The organism is Chryseobacterium nakagawai (genome assembly GCF_900637665.1).
GTDB classification, from domain to species: Bacteria; Bacteroidota; Bacteroidia; order Flavobacteriales; family Weeksellaceae; genus Chryseobacterium; species Chryseobacterium nakagawai.
In genome coordinates, this window is the sequence record NZ_LR134386.1 from 2,299,964 (window position 1) to 2,314,402 (window position 14,439).

Sequence of the window (14,439 nt, forward strand, 5' to 3'; positions counted from 1 at the left end):
CGGTTTTTATTACCTTAATATGTTTAGATTATAAATAGATCTGGAATTGTACAATGAATTCTCCTTTTGAAGATGGGCTTTCAGAAGGACTTGTGTAAACCGGTCTTGTGGAGTATTGGGTAGTGATTTTTGCATGATGTCCATCAATAAACCAATTGGCTCCAACATCAAACTGAGAAGATGATTTATCAAAAGCTTCAAAGTTTTTATGAGTATAAGCCGCAAAAGGTTGTATTCTGATCTTTGGCTTTTCTGCCTGACTTGGTAACAGTAAACCAGCCTGTGCGTAGATAATATTGCCTGTTCCGATGGTGGGTTGTAGATTTCCTGGCCCTGCGATGGCTTTGTTGCCAATGAAATTAGGATCTGTTGCTGCAATATTCATTGTTCCCAGATTTCTTACATAGTTTGGGCCGAAATTGTAATTATAATATCCTGCGTAAGCTGAAACGGCCATTTTGTTTTTTGCTTCTCCTAAAGGAATATCTGCGAAAGCATCTACTGCGAAAAGAGTAATGTCGTGTTTTTCAACATTTGAATTTACGGAAGTTCTGGTGCCGTCTGCCTGATGATAAAACCCGGCTCCTACATTGAAAACCTTCTTTGTTCCCAAATAAGACCCTACTTTGAAAGGTAATGTGTTGGATTCCTCATCAAGAAATTGATATTCCACATATCCTGCTTTTGAGAAACTTGGATTTCCATTATTGTCTACAGCTACAGCTTTTGATGGATCGGTTGCATTGGCGGGAGCTAGATCTGTAGCAAAAGGTTTATTTAAACTAAAACGATACTCTAGTTTTCCGTATTTCCCCTTGGCGAACATTCCGATTTGTCTTCCAAACTGATCCGAATTATCAATTAATGGCCAGGAGAATACCGGAGAATCTACCGTAAGAAAATTAAGAGTGGAGGCCATGGTCATGCGGGAAAGTCCCATGTAGTAATGAAGTCCGGCTCCTAAAGATAAACTGAATTTTCCTGCTTCTCCAGGTAAAATAACTGCATATTCATTCCAGGCGTCATGAAAAAACATCTGGGTTTTCTTTCCGTTTCCATACCCTCCTGTTCCTGAGGTGCCTGGGGCTCCTCCGTTAATGAAAGTTTGATTATTGATTCCAAAATGAAGAAGGATCATGTATCGTTTGGAGATTTGAGCATATGTTAAAGCGCGTAATCGTCTGTTTCCCAGGTTCCATGTGTTGTCTGTGGGTTCATTTCCAACCATGCTTCCGGGATTCATTGCGCTGTTTCTTAGCCACAGCTGATCCCATAAAATAAATCTGATGAATTTGTCTCCCTCAGGGTTGAGGTTTATTTTTAATCCACTGCCGTAATCAGGAGAACCCTGCGAATACATAGATCCGCTAATTAAGGCTACTCCAATGAATGTAAGTAATTTCTTCATAAATTATCAATTTTTGGCGTTGTTTTTTGTGAAAGCCAAATTGGAATTAATAATTTATTTACGAAAATTTAATATATATTAGTGGTAATACTATAGTTATATAGGATATTACAAAATATAATGTCTATTATCTATCAGTCTATTTTCTTTATTCCACTCTCTATTTCTTAAACCTTTCCCATTTAATCAGCATATACTTATCAGCAAACTGAGTAATGATAATCCCTGAGTTTTTGATATTTTCCTCTTGTGCAATATATTCAATTAATTCATTTTGTTTCAGTATTTTGTATACAGGATGGAATTCAGAATGAGGAGGTCTTGTAATATTATATTTTTTGATCCATGAGCTGATAGTGACATGGGAAACCCCTATAATTCTTTCTATTTCACGATAACTTAAACCTTCAAGATATAGCTGTAATGCCTTGGTGACATAATAATCATCAATTTGTTTTCCCAGTTTTTTAACGGTAAAATAATAATTGCAGCTCTTACAGTGAAACCTTTGTTTCTCATTAACGATTCCGCTTTTAACTACTTTGTTACTCTTGCATTTAGGACATATATTTTCCATAGCTATATTATTTTAGCAAATATATAATAAATTAGCAAATATACATTTTTGAATAAAGATAATTTTACCTGTATAATTTTTTAAAACAAAAAAAATATCTTTTTTATTTGCATTCTAAAGAAAATATATTTTAAATTTGCCAAAAAAATTAGATAAATAAATGGAAATAGAAATTTCCTCATGCGAACATCTAATGTATGTGAGTGAAATACAGCAGGAAATGTATGATTCTGCACAGCGCAGAGGAACGGGAATCGCAAAACGTTCCATAGAATATTTGAGTAAGAAGATTTCAGAGGGCAATGCTGTGGTAGCCACTGAAAACGGTGAGTGGGTAGGCTTCTGTTATATAGAGACCTGGTCACATGGGAAGTTTGTGGCTAATTCGGGATTGATTGTATCTCCCAAATTCAGGCATGGTGGAGTAGCTACTCAGATTAAACATAAAGTTTTCCAGTTATCTAGAGAAAAATATCCGGAAGCAAAAGTATTCGGATTAACAACAGGTCTTGCGGTAATGAAAATCAACAGTGATTTAGGATACAAGCCGGTTATTTATTCTGAACTGACTCAGGATGAGGAGTTCTGGAGCGGTTGTAAGAACTGTGTGAATTATGAAATTTTAATGAAAAAGGAACGTAAAAACTGTCTTTGTACAGCAATGCTTTTCGTTCCTGAAAATGTGAAAAAAGATAAGGCTGTAAACAATCAGCCTGATAATAATAAAGTAAACAGTGTTGTGAATGAGCAACCAGAAATTAAATATTGCAATGAACAAGAAAGTCATCTTAGCGTTTAGTGGAGGTTTAGATACTTCCTACTGTGCAAAATATCTTAGTGAGACTCTAGGGTATGATGTATATGCGGTTACTGTAAATACCGGAGGTTTTTCCAAAGAAGAAGAAAAAGAACTGGAAAGAAAAGCTTTAAACCTTGGGGTAAAAGAGTACAGGTGCGTAGATGCTCAGGAAGATTATTACAATTCTTGTGTGAAGTATTTAATTTTCGGAAATGTGCTGAAAAATAACACATATCCGCTTTCTGTAAGTGCCGAACGTACGATTCAGGCGCAGGAAATTGCAAAATATGCCATTGAAGTAGAAGCAGATGCTATTGCCCATGGAAGTACAGGAGCTGGGAACGATCAGGTTCGTTTTGATCTGATTTTTCAGGTGATGTGCCCAAATATTGAGATCATTACGCCTATCCGTGATATGGCTTTATCCCGTGAAGAAGAAATTGAGTTTTTGAAAAGCTACGGATATGAAATGGAATTCCATAAAGCACAATATTCAGTGAATAAAGGACTTTGGGGAACTTCTGTAGGAGGGAAAGAAACTTTGACATCAAGAAATTACCTTCCGGAAGAAGCTTTTCCATCTCAGGTAGAGGAAACTCAACCTTCAGAATTGGTGATTGAATTTAAAAATGGTGAAGTAGTAGCTGTGAATGGAGAAAGCTTTGATCATTCTGTATATGCTATTCAAAAAGTAGAAGCACTGGCTTCTGCTTATGGAATTGGACGTGATATTCATGTAGGTGATACCATTGTAGGAATTAAAGGAAGAGTAGGATTTGAAGCGGCGGCAGCATCAGTGATTATCAAAGCACATCATTTATTAGAAAAACATACGCTTTCAAAATACCAGCAGATGATGAAATCACAGTTATCAGATTGGTATGGAAACTGGCTTCACGAAGCGCTATTCTTAGATCCGGTAATGAGAAATATTGAATCTTTCTTAACGGATTCCCAGAAAACAGTGAGTGGGAAAGTATTTGTAACCCTTCATCCATATCGATTTATTTTAAACGGAATAGAATCCGATCATGATTTAATGTCTGATAAATTCGGAAGCTATGGAGAAGCTAACAGAGCTTGGACAGGAGAAGATGTAAAAGGATATACAAAGATTGTGAGTAATTCTTTAAATATATATCACCAGATTAACCAAAATATCAACTAGAGTTCCGAAGGAACGATTTAACCCAAGATAGGAAGCGGTCCTATCAGTTTGAAAATGAAGAAAACAGTAGGAATAGTTGGTGCCAACGGTTATACAGGAAGCGAGCTAATACGTTTGCTGGCTTTTCATCCCCATGTGACATTGAGTTTTTTATATAGTCGTTCGAATTCGGGAACAAGAATTTCTGATCTGTACCCGGATTTAACGACCGTTTGTGAACAGGTTCTGACGGATAAACCTGAAGAGGTGGATATTCTTTTTCTATGTCTTCCTCATAAAGAAAGTCAGAATTGGTTAACTCAAAATCCGGTTAAAGAAGAAACGTTGGTCATTGATTTAGGAAATGACTTCCGTTTGGATGGAAATTTTGAAAACAGAAATTTTATCTACGGATTACCGGAAATCAATAAAAAACAACTGTCGGGTTCAAAAAGTATAGCCAATCCGGGATGCTTTGCTACAGCCATTCAGTTAGCATTATTACCATTGGCAGGAAAAGAGGTGTTGGATGAGGTTTTTACAACAGGGATTACCGGATCTACAGGAGCGGGACAGTCTTTACAGGCAACCACCCATTTTACCTGGAGAAATGATAATGTTTCAGCTTATAAAACGTTGACTCATCAACATGTAGATGAAATTTTACAACAAATAGTTTTGTTTAATCATAAAAATGTCAGCCTGAATTTTGTACCATGGAGAGGGGATTTTGCAAGAGGGATTTTTACAAGTTCTACAGTGAAAACAGATTTGGGACTTTCTGACATTTATCAATTGTATCAGGATTTTTATGCAGAGGCACCGTTTGTTACGGTAAGTGAGAAAGCAATTGATTTAAAGCAGGTTGTCAATACCAATCGCTGTGTGATCCAGATTGAAAAGAGTGGAAATGTAGCCGTTATTCACTCAGCGATTGACAATTTGTTGAAAGGAGCTTCAGGACAGGCTGTACAAAATATGAATATTGCGATGGGCTGGGAAGAAAATACAGGCTTGAATCTGAAACCGATAGCATTTTAAATTCAATTGATTAAAATAAGTCAATCGTAAGTTTTAAAAACTAAAATCAAATCCGACTTAGGAAAATGGAGCGTTAAGAAAATTAATTCTGTGAACGTTAAGAAAATTCTACTGTTCGAAGTGCGAGGTGTATATAAAATCGAAGAACTCGTTTAGAATTCGCACAAGTTTTAGAATTTTTAGAGAATAGAACTAATTTTTAGCGGAAGTTTCCAGGTCTTGAACTTTTGTTTCTTTTGTTTCAAGACAAAAGAAATTAATTAAAAACAAAAAAATGAATTTATTCAACGTATATCCATTATTCAACATAAACCCGGTTAAAGCTCAGGGATCTTTCCTTTGGGACGATAAAGGTGAAAAATATCTTGATTTCTACGGAGGACACGCTGTAATCTCTATTGGTCATAATCATCCGCACTACCAAAATAAATTGAAAGAACAATTGGAAAAGATTTCTTTCTACTCTAACTCGGTTCAGAATGAATTGCAGGTAGAGCTGGCTGAAAAACTGGGGAAACTTTCAGGATATGAAGACTACAATCTTTTCCTGTGTAATTCAGGAGCAGAGGCTAATGAGAATGCATTGAAATTGGCTTCTTTTCACAATGGAAAAAGTAAAGTGCTTTATTTCTCAGGGTCATTTCACGGGAGAACTTCCGCGGCAGTTTCTGTAACGGATAACCCAAAGATTGTTGCTCCGGTGAATTTTTCAGAACGATTCATTAAATCTGATTGGAATGACATTGAGCAGCTTGAAGATACCTTTGCAATACACGGAAATGAAATTTCTTCCGTCATTATTGAAGGAATTCAGGGTGTAGGAGGAATTATGATTCCAACAACAGAATTTTTATCTAAAATTAAAGAATTATGTGATCAATATGATGTGGTTTTGATTTTAGATGAAGTACAATCAGGATATGGAAGAAGCGGATACTTCTTTGCTCATCAGGAATTCGGGATTCAAGCAGATATTGTTACCACAGCTAAAGGAATGGGAAATGGATTTCCGGTTGGTGGAGTTTTGATTAGTCCTAAATTCCAGGCTAGTAATGGCTTACTGGGAACTACTTTTGGAGGAAATCATTTAGCTTGTGTAGCTTCAATTGCGGTGCTGGATGTAATGAAAGATGAAAATCTTATCGAAAATACTCAGCAAATGGGCGAGTATATTGAAAATGAAATTAAAGATTTACCCCATATTAGATCCATCCGAAGGAAAGGATTGATGATTGGAATAGAACTCGATAGAGACTGTTCAGAAGTAAGGAAAAGCTTATTATTCGATCATCATATTTTCACCGGAAACTCTAATGATAAAACAGTGTTGAGGATTCTTCCGGCACTGAATATCAAAAAAGAGGAAACGGATCTTTTTATTAATGCTTTGAAAACAGTGTTGAAAAGTATTTAAGACGTTGAAGCATTAGTGAAGAGGGATCAGTGGATTGTTTGTCATTCTGACGAAGGAAGAATCTCTTTCTTGTTTATGATAGATTCTTCATTCCATTACGTTTCATTCAGAATGACAAAAGCGTGTATGCAAAAATCTTTAAAAATCAATTCAAAATGAAAAAATTCACAGCTGTAAGTGATGTAGAAAACTTACAGGAAATTATAAAAAAAGCTTTAGAAATTAAAGCAAACCCACTTTCAGAAACAGAAAAAGGGAAAGGAAAAACAATAGGTCTTGTATTCTTAAATTCAAGCTTAAGAACCCGTTTAAGCAGCCAGATTGCAGCACAAAACCTAGGTTTAAATGTATTAACCTTAAATGCAGCACAGGAAGCATGGAATCTTGAATTTGCTGATGGAGCGGTGATGAACGGAGATACAGTAGAACATATCAAAGACGCTATTGAGGTTTTAAACCAATACTGTGACATTATTGCTGTACGTTGTTTTGCAGGAATGAAGAGCAAAGAAGATGATGTAAATGAAAGCATTCTGAGCCAGTTCGAAAAACATGCAAAAGTTCCTGTTATTTCTTTAGAATCAGCAACACGTCATCCTTTACAGAGTCTGGCAGATTGTATTACGATTACAGAAAACTGGAAAAAAGACCATAAGCCAAAAGTAGTTTTAACCTGGGCACCGCATATTAAACCGATTGCTCATGCTGTAGGAAATTCCTTTGCAGAATGGATGCAGGAAATGGATGTTGAACTAGTAATTACTAATCCTGAAGGATATGATTTGGATCCGGCTTTTACAAAAGATACAAAAGTAGTTCACGATCAGGAGGAAGCGTTAAAAGATGCGGATTTTATCTATGTGAAAAACTGGTCTTCGTTTGATGATTATGCTGCAATGCCTGAAGTAAAAGAAAGCTGGATGCTTACCAATGAAAAACTGGCCAATACCAATCAGGCAAAAGTAATGCATTGTCTTCCGGTTCGTCGTAATGTAGAACTAAGCGATGAAGTCATGGATGGTGAAAATTCCATCATCTACCAACAGGCAAAGAACCGTATTTTCTCAGCACAGGCAGTCTTCAGCGAAATATTAGATACTATAAAATAACATCCAATGAGTCCCAAAGGGACGATTTAACCCAAGATAGGAATAGATTCCTATCAATTCTAAATGTAAAATAAAAATGAAACAGAAAATATACATCATAAAAATAGGCGGAGCGCTCATTGATGATGAACGATTACTGGATCAGTTTTTAGATCAGTTTTCCGAAATTAAAGAAAAGAAAATCCTTGTGCATGGCGGAGGTAAGTTAGCCACAACATTGGCTGATAAGCTAGGCATAGAGCAGAAGATGATCAATGGAAGGCGGATTACGGATAAAGATACATTGGATATTGTAACAATGGTGTATGCAGGGGGAATCAATAAAAATATTGTTGAAAAACTACAGCAGAAGAAATGTAATGCTATTGGGTTTTCTGGAGCAGATGGAAATCTCATTAAAGCAAAAAAGCGAGAACACTCGGAAATAGATTTTGGATTTGTAGGGGATGTCAATAAGAAAAGTGTGAACAGAAAGCTTGTTTCAAAATTGATTAAGCTGGACCTTATTCCTGTTTTTTCTGCTATTACCCACGATAGAAAAGGGAATCTTTTTAATACCAATGCAGACACTATTGCTTCTGTGATTGCTCAGGCTCTGTCTGAAAAATATGAAGTAGAACTGTTGTACTGTTTTGACAAACAAGGAGTATTGGAAAATGTGGATGACCCGGAATCTTTGATCAAAAGTATTTCTGAAGACGATTTTACAACGTTAAAAGAAGAAGGAAAACTTCACAAGGGGATTTTACCCAAACTTGAAAATGCTCTTGGAGCGATAAAGAATAATGTAAATAAAGTGTTTCTGATTAAAGAAACAGAACTGAAAAATCATATAGAGAATCATCATGCAGGAACTGAAATCTGTTTATAATAAAGAAGAATTGCTGAAAAATGCTATTGAATTGCTTAAGAATTTGATTGAAATTCCTTCGTTCAGTAAAGATGAATTCAATACGTCGGTAGAGATTGAAAACTTTTTCAAAAAGCATCAGATCCCGACGAAGCGTTTTAAAAACAATATCTGGGCGGTGAATAAAAACTTTGATGTTTTTAAACCTTCAGTTTTATTAAATACACATCATGATACGGTAAAGCCTAATAAAGCTTATACACTTGATCCATTTGTACCGATTGAAAAAGACGGTAAGCTGTTCGGATTGGGAAGTAATGATGCCGGAGCTTCTCTGGTTTCTATGGCGCAGGTTTTTTTACATTTTTATGAGAAAGAAGATTTAGAATATAATTTAGTGATTGCGTTGACAGCAGAGGAGGAGATTTCAGGTTTTGACGGAATCGAGGCTCTGTTTTCACAGCTACCTAACATAGAACTTGCCATTGTAGGAGAACCCACGCAGATGAACCTGGCAATTGCTGAAAAAGGACTGTTGGTGATTGACGGAGAAATGAAGGGAACTCCTTCTCATGCTGCTCATCCTAATGATGATAATTCCATTATCAAATGTATGGCGGATCTTCAGGGAATATTAAACTTTAAATTTCCGAAGGTTTCAGACTATCTGGGAGAAGTGAAAGTAACCCTGTCCGGAATTCATGCCGGAGTACAGCATAATGTAGTACCGGAGTCTTGTCATTTCACACTGGATGTAAGAGTAACGGATGAATATTCCAACAAGGAAGCCTTTGAAATAATCCAGTCTCAAATGAAATCATCACTTACGGCAAGGTCTTTCAGGTTGAATTCTTCAAAAATAGAGATGGATCACCCGTTTGTAAAAGCCGGACTGGAAGTAGGAAGAACAACCTATGGTTCACCAACATCTTCAGATCAGGCCATTATTCCGTGTACATCTGTGAAAATGGGGCCTGGAGATAGTAGGCGCTCCCATACAGCGGATGAATTTATCTATATCAATGAAATAGAGGAAGGGATAGAGATCTACATTCAGGTTTTGGAAAAGGTGTTATAAAAAAGATATCAGATACTAAACCTCAGATATCAGATAAAAATAAACAGTCTGATATCAGACACCTGAATATCTACAATATATTTTGACTACGCTCAGCAGGCAATAAAGTTTACGTTTTAATAAGGATTTATGCAAACGATACCATTAAAAAGTGACTTTATATAGTAAGGAAATGTTTTTTTATAGTTAATAATAAGGATAGTCTTGCTGGGCTTGTCAAAATCAATCAAATATTTTAAATCGGGCTGTTACGAAATCATTATATGATGGCAGTCTTAGAAAAATCAATCATACTTATGAAAAAAATATGGCAAAAGGATGACCTGGCCACCAATATATTAGTCAATAACTTTACCGTAGGAAAAGATCTTGACTTCGACGAACGTTTAGCAAAATATGATGTTAAAGGTTCTATGGCACATTGTACAATGCTTGCAGAAACCGGAATTATTTCTCATGAAGAATCCGAGCAGATGCTGGTAGTATTAAATGATATTTTACAGCAAATTGAAAATGGCAATTTTGAAATTGATAAAGAAGCTGAGGATATCCATTCTCAGGTAGAAGCAATCTTGATCACAAAATTAGGAGATGTAGGAAAGAAAATTCACACGGCAAGATCAAGAAATGATCAGGTTTTATTAGATATAAAACTATACTTACTAGATGAAATCCGTGAAATTACCGCATTGACCGATGAGTTTTTTCAGATTTTGATTCAATTGGCAGATCAGCATAGAAATGTGCTGCTTCCGGGGTATACGCATTTGCAGATTGCGATGCCTTCATCCTTCGGATTGTGGTTTGGAGCGTATGCAGAAGCCCTTTTGGATGATGTGGAAATGCTGTTTTCAACAAAAAACATCATCAATAAGAATCCGCTGGGGTCAGCAGCGGGTTATGGTTCATCTTTCCCGATCAATCGTGAAAGTACCACTTATAATCTGGGATTCCAGTCCATGAACTATAATTCAGTGTATGCACAGATGACTCGTGGAAAATCGGAGAAGATGCTGGCAATGGCAATGGCAACTTTAGCAGGGACTTTAGGAAAATTTGCATATGATGTATGTCTGTATCTGAATCAAAACTTTGATTTTATAAGCTTTCCAAAAGAATTTACAACAGGAAGCAGCATTATGCCACATAAAAAGAATCCGGATATTTTCGAATTGGTTCGTGCACGATGCAACAGAATTCAGGCGTTGCCTAATGAATTGATCCTGTTGACAAATAATCTGCCATCAGGATACCACAGAGATGTACAGTTGACTAAGGAAATTTTATTCCCGGCTATTGATTCATTAAAGGAATGCCTTGAGATCTTAAGTTATACCTTACCCAATATCCAGGTAAAAGACGGAATTCTCGAGGACGAAAAATATAAATATCTGTTCAGTGTAGAGAAGATCAATGAAGAAGTGAAAAAAGGAAGTTCTTTCCGTGATGCTTATGTAAAAGTAGGGCAGGAGATTGAAAACAATGAGTTTGAATTTGAACCGGGAAGTTTAGATCATACTCACCAGGGAAGTATAGGAAATCTATGCCTGGATAAAATAGAATACCAGTTTAATAAACTGAAGAATAAATTATTAGGTTAAAATCTGAACCATTAAGATATATAAAGGCTTGAGTTGACATAAAAAATCTAAAAATTACTTTAGAATCGCCTTATGTTTTATCGTTGTGAAATCCTTAAATCTTAATTGCTTAAGCTGTCTTAATGGTTGGATTTTATTTTGATCTTTGAAATTGATGATTGTGATGAAATCACATAAAGCTTCTTAAGGCTTAAAAGTAAAAGAACTATTCAAGTTCAATTTTGAATTTAGTAGATTTTTTCACCTCATGAAGTACGATGGAGCTGTGGTACTGTCCGATATTAGGAATGTTAGAAATCACATTGACTGCAAACTCATTATACGAGTTGATGTCTTTGGCAATAATTTTTAGCATATAGTCATACTCTCCGGAAAGACTGATGATTTCTTGTACTTCATCATATTTTCCGATGTGCTTCTCAAAGGTTTCCAATACCTTCTTGGATTGCTCTTTAAGACGTACATTACAGTAGACTACAATATTCAAGCCCAGCTTTTCACGGTTTAAAAGCCCTACATACTTTTGAATGATGCCCTGCTTCTCCAATTGTTTGATTCTTTCATACGTCGGAGTAAAGGTAAGACCTATCTTTTCTGAAATTTCTTTCACTGATAAAGTAGAGTCTTCCTGTATAATGCTGAGAATCATTTTGTCTTTTAAATCCATAGAATAATGTTGTGTTGTAACAAAAATATTAATTTTAAATGAGAATAAGAAGTACTGAAGTTTTTAATTTATTTTAAACTTAATTTTTGTAGGTTCATAAAATTGTTGTATCTTTGCACCTAATGAATAAAAAAGCATTTATATCATTAGATTTACCGGGCGAAAGCGCCCTTTACGATATTTATTGTTATTAGCGAAGATTGTTGTCTTCGCTTTTTTTATGCTTAAAAATTAAGATTATGTTTACGATTACAGAACTAAGTACCGAGAAAATCAACAGTATACTGATAGAAGCGATGGCTTTCAGAAATGGAAAAACTGCTAAAATTGAAGGCGAAGTTTTTTGTTCCAATCTTTTCTTCGAAGACAGCACAAGAACAAAGACAAGCTTTGATATTGCAGAAAGAAAATTAGGATTACAGGTTGTTCCTTTTGATGCTTCACACAGTTCTGTAAATAAAGGTGAGAGTCTTTATGATACAGTAAAGACCATTGAAAGCCTTGGAGTAAATCTTGTAGTGATCCGAGATAAGAAAGACAGATACTTTGAAGAACTGAAAAATATTAAGATCCCTGTAATCAATGGTGGAGACGGAACAGGAAACCACCCTTCACAATGTATGCTGGATCTGATGACTATCTATCAGGAATTCGGAAAATTTGAAGGATTAAAAGTAGGGATTGTAGGTGATGTAAAACACAGTCGCGTTGCCAATTCAAATGCTGAAGCATTAAGAAGATTAGGCGCTAAAGTATATTTCTCAGGCCCTGAACAATGGTTTGACGAAGGAGCTTTAATCAACGGAACCTACCTTTCAGTAGATGAGCTTATCGCTGAAGTAGATGTTCTGATGTTATTAAGAATCCAGCATGAGAGACATGATGATGCCATGAGCTTTACAGCTTCAGATTATCATAGAAAATATGGTCTGACTAAAGAAAGAGAGCAAGCCATGAAAAAAGAAGCAATCATTATGCACCCGGCACCTATCAACAGAGGTGTAGAAATAGATTCAGACCTTGTAGAATGTGAACGTTCAAGAGTCTTCCGACAAATGGAAAACGGAGTTTTCGCCAGAATGGCCATCTTAAAAGATGCACTGGAAGAAAAAGGATTTACCTTTAAATAAAAGAACTAAGATAAAAGTAAAAAGTATTCATAAATACATTAATACGTGAATACATTGTACAAAAAAAATAAAAGAAAATCTAAATAGAAAAAATGAAGAAAAAATTAATACTGGAGTCCGGTGAAGTGTTTCATGGAGAAGGTTTCGGAGCAGAATTGGAAACTGCAGGAGAAGTAGTTTTCAATACCGGAATGACAGGGTATCAGGAATTGATCTCTGACCCATCATACTGCGGTCAGATAGTTTGTATGACCTATCCGCTTATCGGGAATTATGGTATTAACCGTGATGATTATGAGAGTATTGAGCCGGCAATTAAAGGACTTATCGTAAAAGAACTTTGCGATCTGCCTTCCAACTTCCGTACTCAGATTACTTTAGATGAATTATTTAAGAAGAAAAACCTTTCAGGAATTTCAGGAATTGATACAAGAAGACTGACAAGAATTCTTCGTAACTCTGGAGTAGTGAAAGGAAAAATTGTGAATGCCGATGCAGATGAAGCAGCAACAGCAGCAGAACTGAAAACCACGACTTTCCCAATCAATCAGGTAGAAGAAGTTTCTACCAAAACACCTTATGCTAATCCTAACAGAGGTTTTAAAGTAGTATTAGTGGATTTTGGTGCTAAACTGGGAATTATCAGAGAACTATCTCAAAGAAACTGTGATATCATTGTGGTTTCTCAGGATACAACAGCAGAAGATATTTTATTGATGAATCCAGATGGAATTATGCTTTCCAACGGTCCTGGTGACCCGGAAGATGTACCACACGCATTAGACATGATCCGCGGATTATTAGGAAAAGTTCCAATCTTCGGAATCTGTTTAGGACACCAGTTAATTGGTCTTGCTTGTGGAGCTAAAACATTCAAACTGAAGTTCGGACACAGAGGAGGAAATCACCCTGTGTTGGATTTAGCGAAAAATACTGTAGCAATCACTTCTCAGAATCATGGATATGCAGTAGATCAGGAAAGTTTAAAAGGTACAGACCTTATCGAAACGCACATCGCACTAAACGATAGAACCAACGAAGGATTAAAACACAAAATCCACCCTTGTTTCTCCGTTCAGTATCACCCTGAAGCAAGCCCTGGTCCGGAGGATGCAAACTACCTGTTTGATGAGTTTATCCAATTAATGGAAGACTTTAAAAATAAATAAGACTTCAGATATTAGACATCAGATAACAGACTTTATCATGCATAATTTTGAAAAACTAGTTTTTTGGCAGAAATCAATTGAACTTGCAAAACAGGTTTATATCATTTGTGTAGAATTACCTAAAGATGAAAAGTTTGGTTTGATTTCTCAAATTAAAAGATCTGTAATCTCTATTCCTTCAAATATAGCAGAAGGGGCAGGAAGAAATAATGATAAAGAATTTTATCACTTTCTTGGAATTGCAAATGCTTCCTCTTTTGAGTTGCAGACCCAATTAATTTTGACTAGAGAATTAAAATTACTTGATGCAGAAAAAGTTGATAGTTTAATATCGAATCTGAATGAAATTCAAAGAATGATTTATACATTCAAATCTAATTTAAAAAAGTAAAACATCCTGTTGGAAGTCTGAAATCTGACATCTAACATCTTGTATCTAAAAAAAGAAA

14 protein-coding genes are annotated in these 14,439 nt (G+C 35.7%); 11 read left to right on the forward strand and 3 right to left on the reverse strand.

From position 1 onward, the window contains the following. Nucleotides 1-28: 28 nt before the first annotated feature. Both EL260_RS10440 and EL260_RS10445 read right to left on the reverse strand, forming a co-directional pair. Nucleotides 29-1,408 carry a porin gene (locus tag EL260_RS10440; protein ID WP_123860217.1) on the reverse strand — a complete coding sequence of 460 codons (1,380 nt, stop codon included), beginning with the start codon at nucleotides 1,406-1,408 and terminating at the stop codon, nucleotides 29-31. 160 nt (nucleotides 1,409-1,568) lie between these two features. Next, complete coding sequence (locus EL260_RS10445) at nucleotides 1,569-1,985, reverse strand: IS1/IS1595 family N-terminal zinc-binding domain-containing protein (RefSeq protein ID WP_123860218.1); 417 nt, start codon at nucleotides 1,983-1,985, stop codon at nucleotides 1,569-1,571. A gap of 160 nt (nucleotides 1,986-2,145) precedes the next feature. Here EL260_RS10445 and EL260_RS10450 point away from each other — a divergent pair, with 160 nt between their 5' ends. From EL260_RS10450 to argH, 8 genes are all read left to right on the forward strand, one after another. Then, nucleotides 2,146-2,784, forward strand: coding sequence for a GNAT family N-acetyltransferase (locus EL260_RS10450; protein ID WP_167469958.1), 639 nt, complete (start codon nucleotides 2,146-2,148; stop codon nucleotides 2,782-2,784). After that, the gene (locus tag EL260_RS10455; protein ID WP_123860694.1) at nucleotides 2,756-3,952 is read left to right on the forward strand and encodes an argininosuccinate synthase; all 1,197 of its coding nucleotides are present in this window, start codon (nucleotides 2,756-2,758) and stop codon (nucleotides 3,950-3,952) included. Before EL260_RS10450 ends, EL260_RS10455 begins: the two co-directional genes overlap by 29 nt. A gap of 54 nt (nucleotides 3,953-4,006) precedes the next feature. Continuing rightward, nucleotides 4,007-4,972, forward strand: coding sequence for an N-acetyl-gamma-glutamyl-phosphate reductase (gene argC / locus EL260_RS10460; protein ID WP_123860219.1), 966 nt, complete (start codon nucleotides 4,007-4,009; stop codon nucleotides 4,970-4,972). 274 nt (nucleotides 4,973-5,246) lie between these two features. Beyond that, a complete protein-coding gene (locus tag EL260_RS10465) occupies nucleotides 5,247-6,386 on the forward strand; it encodes an aspartate aminotransferase family protein (RefSeq protein WP_123860220.1) in 1,140 nt (379 codons plus the stop codon). Nucleotides 6,387-6,541: 155 nt separating this feature from the next. Then, nucleotides 6,542-7,495 carry an N-acetylornithine carbamoyltransferase gene (locus tag EL260_RS10470; protein WP_123860221.1) on the forward strand — a complete coding sequence of 318 codons (954 nt, stop codon included), beginning with the start codon at nucleotides 6,542-6,544 and terminating at the stop codon, nucleotides 7,493-7,495. A 76-nt stretch (nucleotides 7,496-7,571) separates the two neighbouring features. Then, the gene (gene argB / locus EL260_RS10475) at nucleotides 7,572-8,366 is read left to right on the forward strand and encodes an acetylglutamate kinase (protein WP_123860222.1); all 795 of its coding nucleotides are present in this window, start codon (nucleotides 7,572-7,574) and stop codon (nucleotides 8,364-8,366) included. After that, nucleotides 8,341-9,423, forward strand: a complete 1,083-nt coding sequence (locus tag EL260_RS10480) for a M20 family metallo-hydrolase (RefSeq protein ID WP_123860223.1) — start codon at nucleotides 8,341-8,343, stop codon at nucleotides 9,421-9,423. The genes argB and EL260_RS10480 overlap by 26 nt, the downstream gene beginning before the upstream one ends. A 296-nt stretch (nucleotides 9,424-9,719) precedes the next feature. Continuing rightward, the gene (gene argH / locus EL260_RS10485; RefSeq protein WP_123860224.1) at nucleotides 9,720-11,024 is read left to right on the forward strand and encodes an argininosuccinate lyase; all 1,305 of its coding nucleotides are present in this window, start codon (nucleotides 9,720-9,722) and stop codon (nucleotides 11,022-11,024) included. Between the two features lie 205 nt (nucleotides 11,025-11,229). Here the strand turns inward: argH and EL260_RS10490 are convergent, their stop codons facing one another. Further along, the gene (locus EL260_RS10490) at nucleotides 11,230-11,691 is read right to left on the reverse strand and encodes an Lrp/AsnC family transcriptional regulator (protein WP_123860225.1); all 462 of its coding nucleotides are present in this window, start codon (nucleotides 11,689-11,691) and stop codon (nucleotides 11,230-11,232) included. A 239-nt stretch (nucleotides 11,692-11,930) separates the two neighbouring features. On the opposite strand from EL260_RS10490, the gene EL260_RS10495 reads away from it, so the two are divergent. The 3 genes from EL260_RS10495 to EL260_RS10505 all read left to right on the forward strand — a co-directional run bounded on the left by EL260_RS10495 (nucleotide 11,931) and on the right by EL260_RS10505 (nucleotide 14,381). Continuing rightward, nucleotides 11,931-12,821: an aspartate carbamoyltransferase catalytic subunit gene (locus tag EL260_RS10495; protein ID WP_123860226.1), complete on the forward strand. Its 891-nt coding sequence runs from the start codon at nucleotides 11,931-11,933 to the stop codon at nucleotides 12,819-12,821. 92 nt (nucleotides 12,822-12,913) lie between these two features. Continuing rightward, on the forward strand, nucleotides 12,914-13,990 hold the full coding sequence (locus EL260_RS10500; protein ID WP_123860227.1) for a carbamoyl phosphate synthase small subunit: 1,077 nt from the start codon (nucleotides 12,914-12,916) through the stop codon (nucleotides 13,988-13,990). Nucleotides 13,991-14,027: 37 nt separating this feature from the next. Next, nucleotides 14,028-14,381, forward strand: coding sequence for a four helix bundle protein (locus tag EL260_RS10505; protein WP_123860228.1), 354 nt, complete (start codon nucleotides 14,028-14,030; stop codon nucleotides 14,379-14,381). Nucleotides 14,382-14,439: the final 58 nt, after the last annotated feature.

Coding starts and splice junctions, on each gene's coding strand:
- EL260_RS10440 (WP_123860217.1), bottom strand. CDS start 1,408: ATGAAGAAATTACTTACATTCATTGGAGTAGCCTTAATTAGCGGATCT.
- EL260_RS10445 (WP_123860218.1), bottom strand. CDS start 1,985: ATGGAAAATATATGTCCTAAATGCAAGAGTAACAAAGTAGTTAAAAGC.
- EL260_RS10450 (WP_167469958.1), top strand. CDS start 2,146: ATGGAAATAGAAATTTCCTCATGCGAACATCTAATGTATGTGAGTGAA.
- EL260_RS10455 (WP_123860694.1), top strand. CDS start 2,756: ATGAACAAGAAAGTCATCTTAGCGTTTAGTGGAGGTTTAGATACTTCC.
- argC (WP_123860219.1), top strand. CDS start 4,007: ATGAAGAAAACAGTAGGAATAGTTGGTGCCAACGGTTATACAGGAAGC.
- EL260_RS10465 (WP_123860220.1), top strand. CDS start 5,247: ATGAATTTATTCAACGTATATCCATTATTCAACATAAACCCGGTTAAA.
- EL260_RS10470 (WP_123860221.1), top strand. CDS start 6,542: ATGAAAAAATTCACAGCTGTAAGTGATGTAGAAAACTTACAGGAAATT.
- argB (WP_123860222.1), top strand. CDS start 7,572: ATGAAACAGAAAATATACATCATAAAAATAGGCGGAGCGCTCATTGAT.
- EL260_RS10480 (WP_123860223.1), top strand. CDS start 8,341: ATGCAGGAACTGAAATCTGTTTATAATAAAGAAGAATTGCTGAAAAAT.
- argH (WP_123860224.1), top strand. CDS start 9,720: ATGAAAAAAATATGGCAAAAGGATGACCTGGCCACCAATATATTAGTC.
- EL260_RS10490 (WP_123860225.1), bottom strand. CDS start 11,691: ATGGATTTAAAAGACAAAATGATTCTCAGCATTATACAGGAAGACTCT.
- EL260_RS10495 (WP_123860226.1), top strand. CDS start 11,931: ATGTTTACGATTACAGAACTAAGTACCGAGAAAATCAACAGTATACTG.
- EL260_RS10500 (WP_123860227.1), top strand. CDS start 12,914: ATGAAGAAAAAATTAATACTGGAGTCCGGTGAAGTGTTTCATGGAGAA.
- EL260_RS10505 (WP_123860228.1), top strand. CDS start 14,028: ATGCATAATTTTGAAAAACTAGTTTTTTGGCAGAAATCAATTGAACTT.